16 protein-coding genes are annotated in these 16,413 nt (G+C 37.9%); 4 read left to right on the top strand and 12 right to left on the bottom strand.

The features are described 5' to 3' along the window. Positions 1 to 89 precede the first annotated feature (89 nt). The 5 genes from ACZYT3_RS10225 to ACZYT3_RS10205 form a co-directional block, all read right to left on the bottom strand. Positions 90 to 1,031 (bottom strand): TIGR03943 family putative permease subunit, encoded by a 942-nt coding sequence (locus ACZYT3_RS10225; protein ID WP_464088578.1) that lies wholly within the window; start codon positions 1,029 to 1,031, stop codon positions 90 to 92. Position 1,032: 1 nt separating this feature from the next. After that, complete coding sequence (locus ACZYT3_RS10220; RefSeq protein WP_464088577.1) at positions 1,033 to 2,088, bottom strand: CobW family GTP-binding protein; 1,056 nt, start codon at positions 2,086 to 2,088, stop codon at positions 1,033 to 1,035. Between the two features lies 1 nt (position 2,089). Beyond that, positions 2,090 to 3,181, bottom strand: coding sequence for a hypothetical protein (locus tag ACZYT3_RS10215; protein ID WP_464088576.1), 1,092 nt, complete (start codon positions 3,179 to 3,181; stop codon positions 2,090 to 2,092). A gap of 110 nt (positions 3,182 to 3,291) precedes the next feature. Next, positions 3,292 to 3,477: a hypothetical protein gene (locus ACZYT3_RS10210; RefSeq protein ID WP_294562895.1), complete on the bottom strand. Its 186-nt coding sequence runs from the start codon at positions 3,475 to 3,477 to the stop codon at positions 3,292 to 3,294. Next, the gene (locus ACZYT3_RS10205; RefSeq protein ID WP_294562896.1) at positions 3,474 to 4,466 is read right to left on the bottom strand and encodes a hypothetical protein; all 993 of its coding nucleotides are present in this window, start codon (positions 4,464 to 4,466) and stop codon (positions 3,474 to 3,476) included. The genes ACZYT3_RS10210 and ACZYT3_RS10205 overlap by 4 nt, the downstream gene beginning before the upstream one ends. Before the next feature lie 118 nt (positions 4,467 to 4,584). Here ACZYT3_RS10205 and ACZYT3_RS10200 point away from each other — a divergent pair, with 118 nt between their 5' ends. The 3 genes from ACZYT3_RS10200 to ACZYT3_RS10190 all read left to right on the top strand — a co-directional run bounded on the left by ACZYT3_RS10200 (position 4,585) and on the right by ACZYT3_RS10190 (position 8,725). After that, complete coding sequence (locus tag ACZYT3_RS10200; RefSeq protein ID WP_464088575.1) at positions 4,585 to 6,240, top strand: GNAT family N-acetyltransferase; 1,656 nt, start codon at positions 4,585 to 4,587, stop codon at positions 6,238 to 6,240. A gap of 68 nt (positions 6,241 to 6,308) precedes the next feature. Continuing rightward, positions 6,309 to 6,872: a LemA family protein gene (locus ACZYT3_RS10195; RefSeq protein ID WP_464088574.1), complete on the top strand. Its 564-nt coding sequence runs from the start codon at positions 6,309 to 6,311 to the stop codon at positions 6,870 to 6,872. Positions 6,873 to 6,892: 20 nt separating this feature from the next. Further along, positions 6,893 to 8,725 (top strand): DUF2207 domain-containing protein, encoded by a 1,833-nt coding sequence (locus ACZYT3_RS10190; protein ID WP_464088573.1) that lies wholly within the window; start codon positions 6,893 to 6,895, stop codon positions 8,723 to 8,725. A gap of 32 nt (positions 8,726 to 8,757) precedes the next feature. Here ACZYT3_RS10190 and ACZYT3_RS10185 read toward each other — a convergent pair whose 3' ends face one another. The 6 genes from ACZYT3_RS10185 to ACZYT3_RS10160 all read right to left on the bottom strand — a co-directional run bounded on the left by ACZYT3_RS10185 (position 8,758) and on the right by ACZYT3_RS10160 (position 13,844). Continuing rightward, the gene (locus ACZYT3_RS10185) at positions 8,758 to 9,258 is read right to left on the bottom strand and encodes a GNAT family N-acetyltransferase (RefSeq protein ID WP_464088572.1); all 501 of its coding nucleotides are present in this window, start codon (positions 9,256 to 9,258) and stop codon (positions 8,758 to 8,760) included. After that, the gene (locus tag ACZYT3_RS10180) at positions 9,237 to 9,893 is read right to left on the bottom strand and encodes an HAD family hydrolase (RefSeq protein WP_464088571.1); all 657 of its coding nucleotides are present in this window, start codon (positions 9,891 to 9,893) and stop codon (positions 9,237 to 9,239) included. The genes ACZYT3_RS10185 and ACZYT3_RS10180 overlap by 22 nt, the downstream gene beginning before the upstream one ends. Positions 9,894 to 9,932: 39 nt before the next feature. Beyond that, the gene (locus ACZYT3_RS10175; protein ID WP_464088570.1) at positions 9,933 to 11,243 is read right to left on the bottom strand and encodes a glucose-6-phosphate dehydrogenase; all 1,311 of its coding nucleotides are present in this window, start codon (positions 11,241 to 11,243) and stop codon (positions 9,933 to 9,935) included. A gap of 62 nt (positions 11,244 to 11,305) precedes the next feature. Continuing rightward, complete coding sequence (locus ACZYT3_RS10170; protein WP_294562903.1) at positions 11,306 to 11,779, bottom strand: nucleoside-diphosphate kinase; 474 nt, start codon at positions 11,777 to 11,779, stop codon at positions 11,306 to 11,308. A gap of 75 nt (positions 11,780 to 11,854) precedes the next feature. After that, on the bottom strand, positions 11,855 to 13,171 hold the full coding sequence (locus ACZYT3_RS10165; protein ID WP_464088569.1) for a sensor histidine kinase: 1,317 nt from the start codon (positions 13,169 to 13,171) through the stop codon (positions 11,855 to 11,857). Position 13,172: 1 nt separating this feature from the next. Next, entirely contained in the window at positions 13,173 to 13,844 is a 672-nt protein-coding gene (locus ACZYT3_RS10160) for a response regulator transcription factor (RefSeq protein ID WP_294562905.1), read from the bottom strand. Positions 13,845 to 14,008: 164 nt separating this feature from the next. Between ACZYT3_RS10160 and ACZYT3_RS10155 the strand changes: the two genes are divergently transcribed. Continuing rightward, positions 14,009 to 14,878: a DMT family transporter gene (locus ACZYT3_RS10155; protein WP_464088568.1), complete on the top strand. Its 870-nt coding sequence runs from the start codon at positions 14,009 to 14,011 to the stop codon at positions 14,876 to 14,878. A gap of 87 nt (positions 14,879 to 14,965) precedes the next feature. On the opposite strand, the gene ACZYT3_RS10150 is transcribed toward ACZYT3_RS10155, so the two are convergent. Then, complete coding sequence (locus ACZYT3_RS10150) at positions 14,966 to 16,396, bottom strand: YfcC family protein (RefSeq protein ID WP_294562907.1); 1,431 nt, start codon at positions 16,394 to 16,396, stop codon at positions 14,966 to 14,968. Positions 16,397 to 16,413: the final 17 nt, after the last annotated feature.

Raw genomic sequence — 16,413 nt, 5'->3', positions numbered from 1 at the left:
GCTTTTTAGCACTGTCAAGTATTGACTGCTAATTTTTAAGACAAATATCCTCATCTGTCAAAAAAACAGAAGTTTCTAACCTCTGTTTTTTAACTAAAATAAACTAACTCTTCTTTTAATGGTGGAATTCGCTTATAAGAGATTTCTTCCAGCATAGGTACTTCACCATGATACTCTTCATCATAGACCACATGTATCTTGGCTTTCAACTGTAACCAGTCACCATCCACCATTTGTTCCGCATGTTTGCTTTTCACCATATACCCGATCAGCTGCGTATCTTCCGCGCAACAAACCATGGCATTACGTCCGATAACATAAATATCATCCGGATCTTCCCTGCGGCGCATCACCCTGCCCTGAATTACGACCGTCTTACCATCATATTTACGGGCATTGTCGAGAGCATCCATATACCATAAGCCATAATCATCATCATTGATTTCAATGACATCCGCACTAAGATCAAACGGCATCTCCTCATCAGTCATCGGTGATATCGTACCATCTTTCAATTCATAAATGATCTGAGCCCCTTTATTGATCGATTTTACATTCGTACGCAAATAGGCCTTCTTAGTATTTTCATCACAACGATTGAACACGATGACATCTGCCGGATTGATCACATTAAACATAAAGGTACGCATGTTATTGATATAGTTCGTAAAGGTAGAAGCATCGATCGTACTTAATATCTGAACGACGATCCAGTCCAATGGCAATTCAATATCTAAAAAATCATCAATATTCCACGTACCATTAAATTCTACCATGACACGATCCGGTGTATATTTATTATCCAGCTCACGAAGGATATCCGTATTCAATTGACTCAGATCGTCAAAATATTCAACATTCGTATATGTTTCCTTTAAAAACTTATCATCATATTCTTCAATACCTTCTTCAAACACCAAAAGTAATGTTTTCTCACCCTCATTAAACCCTTCATCTCTTAAAGTTGTCTGAATCAGCGTTGTCTTGCCGCTTTCCAAAAAGCCGCAAAAAATATATACAGGTATTGCCATCTTATCCTATCCTAAAGATCTCTTTGATCTTATCTTCATCAATGGTACTGCCAATTACGACGATCTTACCAATGGTCTGTACCTCACCCGGACGAATATCAATTTCATTTGGTACATAATCAAAGAACAGCCATCCTTCATTAGATTTCACCATTCCTTTAGCTCTCAAGATATTCTCATCCAACTGTGCGAGCATATCATGAAGTTCTTCCTTCGTATAGCTATGCGCCGTATCATAAGCCACACTTACAAAATCATCATCTGCATGATGGTGTCCGTGATGATGGTGATGGTCATGTCCGCATCCACATTCATGGTCATCGTGATCATGGCAGCACTCATAATCATGCTCATCATGATCGTGACAGCAGCATTCATGATCCTCTTCATCGTGATGATGACCACAACATTCATGCTCTTCATCATGATGTCCGCAACAGCATTCATGTTCTTCCTCATGGTGATGTTTGTCATCAGCCTCATCCATGACCTCTAAGATCTGATGATCGCTCAGCTCATTCCAGTCACTGATGATACATTTCGCATCCGGATTAAATTCATGGATCATATGTACGACTTCTTCAACCTTTTCATCACTGACATCCTGCGTACGGCTCAAAATCACCGTTTTCGCATATTCGATCTGATTATCGAAAAATTCTTTAAAGTTTTTATGATACATTTTTGCTTTCTTCACATCCACGACACAAACCAATGCATTCACATGCAAATGTACGTCCTCAATGGCCTGAATAACATCACTCAGCTTACCGACACCGCTTGGTTCAATGATCAATCGTTCAGGAGCATATTCCTCTACGACCTTCAAAAGTGCCTCTCTAAAATCACCTACTAATGAACAGCAGATACAGCCGGAATTGATTTCCTTGATTTCAATACCCGCTTCCTTTAAAAAAGTTCCATCAATACCGACATCACCAAACTCATTTTCAATCAGTACGACCTTTTCATTCTTCAATTCACCTTCCAGCAGTTTCTTGATCAATGTAGTTTTTCCTGCTCCTAAAAAACCAGAAATAACATCTACCTTTGTCATCTTACATCTTCCTTTCTTCTAATAGATTTATAAATTCCTTCATATCCTCTACAATTCCTTCCGACGGATATGTCTTACAGGCATCATTAAAATACTTCAGATCCACCATTGCCTGCTCCTCATCCTTATTGACAAGAAGATCAATGCCAAACTGATCCAACAAAGAAGAAATATCACTCTTTTCACGATTCATTCGCTTCTTCATTTTTGAATCCATATATTGATCCACATTGATATCATCACTTGTCAAAAGCTCGATCAATACCAGATCATACATCACTGAAGTACGATAAATTGTCGATATATCCTTCTGATAAAGATTTTCCAGACACTTCTTCGCCTCATCGTACTTTTTTAGTGCCACCAAACGTGCGCCCTTACTTGCTTCAATACAGGTATTTAAGGGATTTGTCAAATCGGCCCCCTCATACAACTCAAGAAGCTTCTCATCAATTTCCTTCCATCTTTTTCCATCAGAGAGCTCTTTCGCAAGCATCAGCTGCTGATAAATCGACTGTACAGACGCCTTTTCCTTCAGCATACAGTAAATATTATACCCATCATTCGGTATATCGGCATCGAGCGGAATCAGATTCAACAAGCCCAGCAAAAGACCGATACCAACCATACAGAAACAGAAAATATGAAACAACATATCATGAAAAACAAGACCAAGGATCAAAAAGATCAAAGATACAAGAAGATTACAGATTCCTCCTCCTGCACAGTATAAGCAATACGCTTCAAGCTTTGAGCCTACCGGTTTCATAAGACACTGTCCGCCTGTTCCCGCTAACCGATATCGCTTAAATTTGATTTTATCCTGATCCTTCATCCACATATAAGAACCGATCCGGAAAGAGATAAACTCAAACCCGCTCAAAAGGCCAAACAAACAATGCCCTCCCTCATGAATGATGATCTGAAGCAAATAGGCAACCACGGCCATGATCAAAAAGTAGATCATGATATCAATTCCAAATCTTTCCAGTTCAAACATAGAAACAAGAAAGCCGCCTAAAAATAATCCTAAAAGGAGTCCTACCAGCAGCTGTACCAAAATGTTTTTGGTCTTCTTATTTATTTTCTTCATCGCTTTCCTCTCTTCCCATATGTCAACTATCAAAAATATCCTGTAAAATTCGCTTTCGCCTTATTATTATAATACAAAAGCAAAAGATTTTCACCTTTTGCCTCATTTTTCTATCGAACACTTTCTTTTTCAACAGCATTCATCTGAGCATCCTGCAAAGACTCCTCCTGCTGAACATGATTTTTTTGAAGATAGGCATTGATCTCCATAGAAAATGAAATAAAGATCGTAATGAGTAGTAAAACCAAAATAGCAGCCAATACACGAATATGCAAATCTGATTCGATTCTTTTCATAAATTACCTCCTAAAGAGCTAATAAATTTAGTCATAAAATCATGATAAATTTCATTCAGTTTTTCCTTGTCAATCGAATGATAAAATGTATCTGCTACAAAACCTCCAAAATCGTCATATCCATATAATATAGGATTCAGATCCATTATAACTTTTTCCTGATCCTCATAAATGATCCTGTCCTGCAACTCCTCGATCAACATACCTCCAGACAAATCTACGTATGTATCCTCACCCATCTTCTCCTTATCAAAAACCACAAGTGTCATCAACGACATATAACTTACTGCCACATCATTTTCAGGTATCAATGTCAGATAATACTGATAACCTTCACCAATATGATCAAGATTCATAGAAGAAGCATCCAGGAATCCTGTACCATTGAGAATATGTTTCCCTACATTTACTTCCGCAAAAACCGGATCTGTGTCATCACTGCCAATCGCCCTTCTTTCTAAAGTAATACCTTGAAAAATCTCTTCATCAATGTTTTCTGAAAATAATTGTTCATTATTCATCTGATGTGACGTTTTCGAATAAACCTGATTTTCAACCTTCACATCAAACATCCGGCCTTCCTTTTCTACCCTGAAATAAAACTTGTGATTCTTCAGCTCTTCACTTAAGAACCATGCATCTTCTTTACTGATATTTACCACCGTTGCTACGGATTGAGGATGGCTCATCCCACATTCCGTACGCACCATTTCTTCATTGATCGGATATTTGCCGACATCGCCTTTTCCCGTCTTTGAATACTTCAGGCTCATCTCATCAATAACATTGAAGATCTCCTCATTTTGAATCGGATATTTCTCAGATACTTCATAAAATAAAGAAATGTGATACATATCATTGTCAAAAGACACGATATAAGTACATAACTTTCCTACTTCACTGCTTGTAGGCGGCGTTACTTCTTTTTCTTCAGGCTGACATCCCATTAATATCAGCCCTGCCATGATGCATGATATCAATTTTTTCATATTTTTTCCCTTTCCTTTTATTAAAAATATTATACAAAATAAATGCTTAAAAATAAATAACTTTTTTTCATTTGCATATTTCTTGCATTATTTATGAGTTGGATTATAATGTTGGAGTATGAAAAAATTAAACAAAGAGGATCTTCCTAAATTAAAAGAATTTTCAAGAAAAGCTCAATACAACGAATATAATTCAAATGTCGTGACCATGGTCATGTGGGATCACGTATATGAGATATTCTATGAATTATATGAAAACTTTGCCCTTATTTTAGTTAATTACCATCACCGTTTCGGATGGCTGATGCCCCTGTGCGAAGAGAAATATCTCACAGAGGCTTTTTTGGAGATGGACAGATACTCTCGCCAATACCATATTCCTTATGAAATTCATGGCATGAATCAAAAGCTCAAAGATTATTGTGAAAGTCATGACCTTCATTTTGTCTATCACAATGATATTGACGCACAGGATTACGTTTATGATATTGAAATGCAGCGATCGCTTGCAGGAAAAAAGATGCAGAAAAGACGTAATCATTTCAATGCCTTCATGAAAGAATATAAAGATCGTTTTGTCTATCAGCCTTTACGAAAAGAAGATCAAGGGATCATCTTTGATTTTCTTGAAGAATGGAAAAATAACCATGCCGATCCCGAAGCTATCGAAAAAGAAATGAAAGGAATCAAAAGATTATTTGAATGGTATGATGAATGTGAGATCAAGGGCGGATGTATTTATATTGACAATGAGTTGAAAGCATTTTCCATATATAGCGAACTATCTGAAAATATGATCCAGATGCATGTGGAAAAGGCCGATCATACGATACGGGGCTTATATGTCGCCATTTTGAAATATACCTTGATGCATTGTGATCCTAAATATATCTATCTCAACCGTGAGGATGATTTAGGTTTAGAGTCATTGCGGAAAGCCAAAAGTGATCTGCACCCTATCTATAAGATCAAAAAATATCTGGCTTATCAGGGAGAAACAAAAATCATTCATGCTGATGAGGAGCATGTTGCCCAGATCAGAAAGCTATGGAAGGAATCCTTTCCTGATGAAGATGAAAAAAGCACTGAATTTTATTTTACCCATCTTTATCATCCGGAAAATACGTGGCTTGTTGTTCATGCATTTAAGGTTTTATGCATGCTTCAGATGAGAGAGATGACGATCTTTAAGGATGGTCATATCCAAAATACTGCTTTGATCGTGGGTGTTGCTACCGATCCTTATTATCAGGGATGCGGTTATATGAGGATGCTCATGAATCATGTATTAGATGAATCAACATTTCCTTTTTTACTTATTCAGGCTTATAACTGGGAACTGTATAAACCGTTTGGCTTTGAAGAGGCCTATCTGCATTTCTTTTCCCATTTTGTCAGACAGGGTGAGGCCAATGGGGAATTATGTTATGACAGCATCCATCTGTTAAAGCTTTATGAACAATTTACTAAAAATAAAGATGGCTGGCGGATTCGTAATATAGATTATTATGAAAACTATCTGATTCCATATAAAAGCATGGATAGTGAAATCTATGCCAATGATCAGGCTTATATCATCGTGAATAAAGAACATTCGCTAGTCAGTGAATGTATCTATACGGATAAAGAGGCTTTGATTTCACTTTTAAATCGTTTTGAAGAAATTGATGTATGTGCGGATATTGCTTTTGGCGCATATGAACTTCGTAACAGCATGATGGTACGAGGCAGTTTTGAACGCAATGAAAAACTATTTATTTCAGAAAATCTGTAAATGACAATATTGTTACGTAAACCTAAGAATTCTATGATATACTTTGATTACCAAAAGGAGGACCATATATGAATTGGAATTGGGTTTTAATTATTGTCATTGCAGTGATCGCATTGATCGTTATCTGGGCAATCGTGTCTTATAACGGATTTGTTTCTCTTAGAAATAGAGTTGAAGAGGCTTTTTCAACCATGGATGTTTATCTGAAAAAGCGTTATGATTTAATTCCGAATTTAGTGGAAACTGTAAAAGGTTATGCCAAGCATGAATCCGAAACGCTGGCAACCGTTATTGAAGCCCGTAATCACGCTGTAAATGCGAAAAGCGTCGATGAGAAGATCGCCGCTGAGAAAGAGCTGGCACAGTCCATGTTCAACTTAAATGCTGTTGCGGAACAGTATCCTGATTTGAAGGCAAATACGAATTTCTTGTCTTTGCAGAATGATTTAAATCAGATGGAAGGTGAGATTGCGAATTCCCGTAAGTATTACAATGCATTGGTACGTGATTTCAACATCAGATGTGAAAAAGTACCTAGCAACATCATCGCTTCACTTTTCCATTTTGAAAGAGCACCGTTGTTTGAAGTGGACACTGAAGAAGAACGTCAGAACGTGAAAGTTTCTTTTTAGAAATATATAAAGGGGACACTATGAGATATTTGAAAAAAGTATTTGTCCTTCTGCTCTGCCTGTTTGTATTCGCTTCACCGCTTCATGTTCAAGCTCAGGAGAATTTCAACATTGACAATTACAGTGTTGAAATACAAGTGAATGAAGACGGAAGTCTGAATGTTCATGAAAAGATCGATATGACATTTACGGATTATGTTCATGGTTTTTATCGTAATATTCCGATCAAATATAACATGAACTGGGGTGATATGGGTAAGAAAACCTATTATTTTCCTGTATATGATATTGAGGTCTTAAATGATCCTTATGAAGTAGATTCTGAAAGTGATGGTGTACAGATCAAGATCGGTGATCCGGATGAATATGTCTATGGACCAAAGACCTATGATATCCGCTACACCATCCAGACAAGAGATCTGGGCATTGATCAGGATTATTTCTATTATAATCTGATTGGTTTTTTTGACTGTCAGATCCAACATGTTGATTTCAGTATCACTTTTCCTGAACCTGTGGATGCATCTACCCTTGATATTCCGGAACATGAAAATGTAGTAACTGAGATGCAGGGAAATGTGATTCGTGGTGAAACTCTTTCACCACTCTACAACTATCAATCCCTGACAATTTATCTGGAACTGGGTAAAAACTATTTTGATTTTGTTCCGATTGCGGATCATACAAATATGGCGATGATCGTATGTGCTATTATTTTAGTCGTATGTATCTTGCTTTATCTGAAATTTGGCAGAAAGACAAAACCGCTTGTTACCGTTGAATTTAATGCTCCTAAGGGTCTTAGCAGTGCAGGTGTCGGTTATGTCATTGACGGTGAGGTCAATACAGAAGATGTATTATCTTTGATCATTGATTTTGCTAACCGGGGTTATATTACGATTTATGATGGTGAAGAGGATACATCCATCAAAAAGATAAAGGATATTGATCCTGCCTGTGCCGGATATGAGCGAACCTTCTTTAATGCTCTTTTCAAAGAAGGCGAAGAGGTCAGCTTAAAGGAGCTTCAGGAGCGACATTTTGGTGATCAGATACGGAGCACAAAGGAAATGATCTTTAATTATTTTCATCTAAAAGAAAATAAGATTTATTCAAACGGTTCACTAACGATCCAAATCGTTATAACGATACTGGCCGGATTGGCATTAGGCTTGCTTACATCGACGACCTATTATCATCAAACAGGAATGATCGATCTGGCAATCCTACCGCTCATTATCCTATGGCCACTGCTGAGTGCATCCATGATCTTTTGGATCATCTTATCAAGAAAAAGACACGTCTATTCTAACGCAAAGACTATGCTGATAAGCACTCTTGCCTGTGTCATTCATCTGATTCTTCTGCTTGTTTCGCTTATTTTCTTAAAAGAAAATATAGCTGCCTTCATCTTTGTGACTGCATATACTATCGTAATGGCTTATATGATCGCAACAAGTGGAAAGCGCAGTGCCATCGGCAATCGCTGGCTGGGACAGATCCTGGGTTTAAAGGATTTCATCATGGAAGCGGAACAGGACCGTTTAGAAATGCTGGCAGAAGAAGATCCGTCTTATTTCTATCACATCCTTCCTTATGCCTATGTGCTGGGAATCAGCGATGTATGGTCAAAGAAATTTGAATCGATCAATATTCCTTCTCCAGTCTGGTATTCTTCTTATGATGCTTCAACCTTTACCACAGTCCTGTGGATGTCGCATTTCCATGCGACCATGCATTCTTTTGATTCTCTCGCATCTGCTATTACTCCTCCATCATCTTCCAGCGGAGGCTTTAGCGGAGGCGGTTTCTCAGGCGGAGGCTTCGGCGGAGGCGGAGGCGGAAGCTGGTAACAAAAACATCAGGTCAACACCTGATGTTTTTTTCATTTTATCCATTCTTCTTTCAACAAGGAAAACAACTGATCATCATAAATGATTCCACCATATCCTTGAACCGCATGACGCAAAGTTCCTTCATGAGTAAATCCAAGTTTTTTCAATAAGGATACCGATGCATCATTACCAACAAAAACACGTGCACCGACAATCTCAATACCCTGTTCAAATAAATACGAAAGCATTGATTTTAAAGCTTCGCTCATATAACCATGCTTTGCTTCCTTCTCATCAAGATAATATGAGATACATGCAGATGTCACACCGTAGCGCAGCATATCCTTTTCAATACCGATAAAGCCGATGATCTTATGATCAAATTTTCTTTCTAAGACAAAATTATCACTGATTTCTTTGAAAAGCTGTTCTTCATCACATATTTCCATCGCATTATACTTCAATACAAAGGCACTGTTTCTTATTCCAAGGAAATCATGGATATCTTCCTGTTTTCCATTGCGCAAGATCAATCTTTCTGTTTCCAGCATAATAAATCCCTCAGCTCATCAAAATCACGAATGATTCCCTTTACTTCATATGGGAAACTGTCTTTAGAAGAAATGACATAGATCTCTGAAATTCCTGCTCTTTTAGCGGCTATCACTCCTGCCGGTGAATCTTCGATCACCATGACATCTTGAGGATCAACCCCTAGCTTTTCACATGCCAGCCGATAGATCGAGGGGTCCGGCTTTCCCGGCAGATAACCGTCATCATAAACGACCTTATCATAATCAAACCATCGATCTAAATGAAATACCTTAAAATAAAAATCTACATTGCTCTTATTAGCACCTGTCGCAATCGTAAAAGGAATCTTTTTTTCTTTGAGGATATCAAAAAAGCCGGTTGCCCCTTTGACAAGTGAAATATCCATCGTTGAACATATATCACGATAGCGTTGTTCTTTTTCTTCAGAAATGCGATGAATCTCATTTAAATCATCGATATGAAAGATATCTGCGATGATCGCATTGTTATCTCTGCCAAAAATTCGTTTCAAAAATTCTTCAGTCGTAAATTCAATATTTAGTTTTTCTTTGATATATTTTCTCCATACATCAATATGGATATCAGTATCATTAAAAAGAGTTCCATTAAAATCAAATAATACAGCTTTCATTTCATCACCAAATTTAGTTTAAAGCATTTTTTATACTTGTCAATAATTATGTGGAATTTCCACCCATTCTGTCAATGAATATGGAATTGAGTGATCATAGATGAAAGGTTTCGGCTTTTGAATATTTTCTATTAACGAAGAGCTGAATAAAATTTGTTCGAAAGAAGAAAAATATTCTCTTTGATGATGAAAAACCTCTTCAAATAAACGTTCATAGGCTTCCGGTGTATTGATACGATTGATTTCTACACAGCTCTGGCAAAAATCCATCTGAACGGTTTCAATCTGATCCTTCGCCCCCGGCTTTTTTATATTAAATTGCAGATAGACTCCTTCTGTTGGCTGGATCTTGATTTCCAAAAGATTAGAAGGACTTCCCTCCAACGCCTTAAATTTCACGATCACGACAATTTCTCTTTTCTTTAGTTTCTTACCGGTACGAATATAAATCGGTACATCTTGCCATCTTTCATTATCGATAAAGCATTGCAGCTCTGCATAAGTTTCCGTATTCGAATGCTCATCAACATCCTTTTCATTACGATATCCTGAATATTGACCGAGAAGGATTTGATTGATTCGAAGCTTCTTTAATATCTGCATTTGAGCTTCATGCTGATTCTCGCTCTCTTCCATCGTCAGAATGGTCAGTATCTGAAGAAGATGATTCTGTACCATATCCTTCAAGGCTCCACTGGCATCATAATAAGCACCACGGTTTAATATACCGTCTGCTTCCAATGCAGATATTTGGATGCTGTCGATCATTTCGTGATTCCAGCTATTCTTAAAAAGCGCATTTTTAAAACGTATCGTTTTGATGTTCTGGATCATTTCTTTTCCAAGATAATGATCGATATAATACACATGATCTTTTGGGAATAACTGCATGAGCTTATGATTGATGTCGATCATATCCGCTGTATTGACTCCAAAAGGTTTCTCAATGACCACATTATTTCTTTCTATTTGATCAAGTCGTTTAAATCCTTCGATCACGGAATGAAAAAAACGTGGACTTAATGCCAGATAAAAAGTCTGAGCCTCAATTTGATTTTCATGATAAAAATCATTCAGCTTTACATAATCATCAGCCTCTGTCAGATTCATCTGATAATAGACGATATGTTCAGAAAATTCATTGAAAATATCCTCATCAAAAGAAAGACGTGCATATTCACAAATCTTTGGTCGGATCATGTCAATAAATTGATGATGACTCAAATTTCTTCTCCCGATTGCAATTACTTTAAAATCAGCATCCTTTTTTAATGAATATAAATTATATAAGGCAGGAAACAGCTTACGCAAGCTTAAATCTCCCGTACTTCCAAAAATAGTTAGTGTCATAATTTACCTCTGACTCTAGTATATGTTTTCCAAATGAAAACTGCCAGTAATATGACTGAAGCTTAAAGATAGTCTTTCCAAAGTTCTAATTCTTTATTTGCATTCTGACGGGAATCTGAAGCATGGATACAGTTTTTGATCAATCTGTTTTCCTTTTCAGCCAATTCCATCGAATCCTTTGAAAACAAAGCTCGAATCGTATCAGGTTCAGCTTTTTGCGGATTTGTGGCTCCAATCAGCTTACGTGTATCCTCGATCAATTCTGAATCACTGCTGATGCACATGACATTGATCTTATGAGGTCCGTGAAAGTAATAACTATTAAACAATTTCCCCACAAAATTAAAATCAGCACCAAGCTTATCAATAGCCTCTTTATAATGCATGAGAAAAACTTGCATGACCTTCATATCTATGATCACTTCTTTCTGACTGTCGATATGATAACCATGATCCTTAAGCATCGTTTGAATATCATCCGCTATATGCCATTCATAACATTCCGGTTTTAAAATCATTAAGGTCTTATATTTCATAGTTTCATCTTACATGAGTTTGAGCTGTTTGTCGAGCATTATATAGCATTATATAAAGAAATGAGGAATCAATCCTCATTCTGTTTTCTTGAAATGTACTACGATTTCCGTACCCTTGCCTTCTTCACTTTCAATGGATAATGTAGCCTTATGATTTAAGACGATGTGCTTCACGATCGCAAGTCCTAAGCCTGTACCGCCTGTTGCCTTTGAACGGCTTTTATCTACTCGATAGAAACGCTCAAAAATTCTGTCATGATACCGTTTAGGAATACCGATACCATTATCCTTTACACTTAAATAACTTCCCTGATCATCATGATCAACCGTAATATCGACACGTCCCTCCGGTTTATTATAACGAATTGCATTATCAACAAGATTTGAAATCAGCTCCACCATTCTTTCTTCACTGGCATTGATGATTTCACTTTGTCCATGCAGATAAACGGATACCTGATATTTTTTAGCGCTCACTTCAAGTGATGGCAGAGCATCCTTTGCGATTTCATATAAATCGACCTTGTCATAAAATTCAGTGCCTTCACTATCCAATTCTGAAAGCCTGATAATATCATTGATCGTCGTTAACAATCTGGCACTGCTTTTATGAATCTCATGAGCAAAATGCTTCACATCGCTCTCACTTGCCATACCTGTTTCAATAAGCTCTGAATAACCGCTGATACTGGTAAGCGGCGTTTTTAATTCATGGGTCACATTCGCAGTAAAATCCTGTCGCATCTTTGACTGGCGAATGATATTTTCATGCTGCTGCTGGATCGTATTAACAAAAGGCACAAGTTCTTTATATATTTTCACATCCTGCATATGATCGATATTGCTTGCCAATTCGTTGATCGGCTCCATGATAGAATGTGTCAGCATCCTTGAAATGACTACCGCTAAGATCATGATGCAAACCACCAAGCCTAAGATCAACGGCAGGGTTTCAAAAAAGATACTGGAAACAGAGCTTACTTCCCGTGAAACACGAAGAACCCTTCCATCATCCAAGCGCATCGCATAATAATATTCCGTCGTATCACTAAAGGTAGAGGAATTACGAATCATCATTGATTCGCCATTTTTTCTTGCTTCCATTACTTCCGGACGATCATTATGATTTTCCATCTCTTCAACATCCGCTTCACTATCAATGCTGACCGTACCATCCGCTTCAATCAAAGTAATCCGAATATCTTCTTCATCTGCGATTTCCTCGGCTTTCTCCCATCCTTGAGTTTCTAAGAGGACCTGACCGAAGGTCTTGAGATCATAACCGATCTGATCCTGAAACCGTTTATAGAAAACACCCATCGTCAGCAAAAGACTGGCAATGATAGAAACAGCCGCTATCAGAAAAAACTGTCGATGTATTTTATTCTCCATATTACTCCAACATATATCCTACATTACGGACGGTTTTGATATAACTTCCGGCACCCTTTAGCTTCTGGCGCAAGGTTTTGATATGCATATCCAAGGTTCTTGATTCACCTTCAAAATCAGTTCCCCAGACTTTTTCCATCAGTTTTTCTCTTGTCAATACGATACCACTGTTGATCAACAACAGCTTTAAAAGCTCATATTCCTTAAACGTCAGCTCGATTGCTTCATCATTCACATAAACACTTCTTTTTTCATCATCCATCAGAATCTCACGCAAAGATAAAACCTTTTCATTTTCTGAATAACTGCTCCTTCTTAAAAGAGCCTTTACTCTTGATATCAGCTCCATGACACCAAAAGGCTTTGTCAGATAATCATCGGCTCCCATATCCAATCCCTTGACCACATCGATCTCACTGGTCTTGGCACTGATCAAAAGTACAGGTACATTCTTAGTATCTGCTTTTTTGCGAAGCCGCTGGACAATGGAAAGACCGTCCTCATCCGGAAGCATGATATCTAAAATAATCAGATTCGGCACTTTTTCATCCAGCTTCTTATAAAAATCTTTCGCACACTCAAAATCAACAACGGTATATCCGCTGTTTTTTAATGCAAATGTTTCGATTTCACGAATATTCAGATCATCTTCTACAATATATATAGTCGCCATATCAACATCCTCTTTTTTATTTTACCACGATTTTACATGATTAGTGTAACAAAAACAAGTAAAATAAGGAAGTATTCAGATGTAAATAATATGTAAAGTTATATATATTTGCCTATTTTTTTATAAATATGATAATATTAATGCATTGTGTTGGAGGAATTTATATGAACAGAAAAAGCCGCTCATTGATACTTTTGACATTAACTGCCATTATTTGGGGATTTGCCTTTGTCGCCCAGCGTGTCGGTGGTAATTCCACAGGATCGCTGACATATAATGCCATTCGCTTTGCATTAGGCTCTTTTTCATTGATTCCGGTCATGCTGATCTTTGAAAAAAAGGCTGATGACAGACAAAAAATATATCATACCCGTTATGCCGGTATGCTTTGTGGTTTTCTTTTGTTTGCCGCCAGTACCTTCCAGCAATACGGTGTCATGTTGACAGATTATGCCGGAAAAGCAGGATTCATCACGGATTTCTATATCATCCTTGTTCCTCTGTTTGGTATCTTTCTACATAAGAAAACGACACGCAGCGCATGGCTGGGAGCCGGTTTAGCTCTTGTGGGCTTTTATTTTCTATGCATGCAAGGTTCCTTCTCCATCAACATCGGTGATTCATTGATCTTTATCTGTGCGATATTTTTTGCCTTCCATATTTTAGCTGTCGATCATTATGCTTCTTCTGTTTATGCCATACGTTTTTCCTTTTATCAATATTTAACCTGTACCCTATTCAGTGCCATTGGCATGATCCTGTTTGAACGTATCCCTTTGGAAAATATCATGGAAGCAGCAATTCCTATCTTATATGGTGGTATTTTATCTGTTGGGGCAGGCTATACCTTGCAGACGCTTGGACAAATCGGGGTCGACTCGACAACAGCAGCCATTATTCTAAGCTGTGAATCGGTGTTCTGTGCTTTAGGCAGCGCCTTGCTTCTTCATGAAGTCATGACATTGCAGAGCTATATTGGCTGTGCCTTAGTATTCGCCGGTATCTTATTGGCCCAAATGCCCACAAAAAAATAGGATGATAATCAACCCTCACATCAAAAATGAGCCCTGACAGGGGCTCATTTAAATAGGGGGATTATTCATGTCATATAACAATTATTTTTATAAGATTACCATAGCTATCGTTAAGATCACACAACTGACAACAGCTATCGTAAGAATGATCTTTGCGGAAAATTTAAGCCATGTGGAATATTCAATCTTTGCGATCTCAAAACCACCCATGATCGCTCCGCAAGTCGGTGTAAATAAATTCACCAATCCGTTTCCGGCAACAAATATCATGATCATGACTTCCGGTGAGAACCCTAACTCAGCAGCAAGAGGTCCCATGATCGGCATGCTGGCCGTTGCCAGTCCGCTTGATGAAGGAATTAAAAATGAAAGCAGACAATATAACAGATAGGATAATGGAGCAAAAATACCGGCACTCATGCCCTGTAAGGCATTGGCAGCATTTAATAAGATCCAATACTGCAGACCTGTACCTCCTTCATCGACCGGAGCCATCAGGATACTGATACCACGTGCCAAAGCAATGATCAATACAACGCTCATCATATCACCGGCACCTGCAATAAATGATTTCACAAAATTCTTTTCTGATAATTTTCCTGCAAAGCCAATAATGATCGACATAATCAGAAACCATGTCGTTGCTTCCGCAAAATACCATGTACCGATATCAGAACCTGTCAAATGATTCGTCCATCCTTCAAAGAAGTTCACACCTAAATCACCCCAAGGAATAAAAGCAACGATCATTATTACAAATGTCAGGGCGAATAAGACAAGAACAAGCTTCTGATTTTTTGTCAAGGTATCATCCGCAATGAACTCTTTATCCATAAAGCTTTCTTTCATGCTTTCCTGTTCCTGTAAAGAAAGTATCGTTGATCCCTTATCAGCCTTCACCTTTTTCGCATAACGCATCACAAAGAATACTGAAATCGCATAAGAGCTGAGCCATAAGATAATTCCTAATATAATGATGATACCGTTATTGATAGAAACACCGTTATCAACAAGCGAGCTCGTCGCTGCCCCTACTGCAAACGGGTTGACCGTAGATCCTAAAACACCGCTTCCTGCACCCAGCAGAACCACCGATGCACCAACCAGGGAATCAAAGCCGGCGGCCACCATCGTTGCTGCCAAAAGCAGATAGAACGGTGTCGTTTCTTCCAGCATTCCATAGGTTGTACCACCGACAGAAAAGAGAAACATCAGTATAGGAATCAATTTCAATTCATTACCATGGAGCTTCTTGACCAGCGTTTTAATTCCTGAATCCAATGCTCCCGTGCTCGATATGATTCCCAAGAATCCACCTAATACCAAAACAAATATACAAACATCGATCGCATTGACAAATCCATTAAACGGTGCCATTGCCACCATCGAAAGGGTTGCTCCCTGAATCGGAGCCTTCTCACTGCCGGGAACAAACCAGGTAATGATTGCGACTGCGATCAACAAAAGCAATAAAATACTAAAGGATGATAACGATGTACGACTCTTTTTTTCAATCATGTCTTTTTCCCTCCTTT

The sequence above is a fragment of the Traorella sp. mt218 genome (genome assembly GCF_055420025.1).
This window is presented reverse-complemented; position numbering and strand designations above follow the sequence as displayed.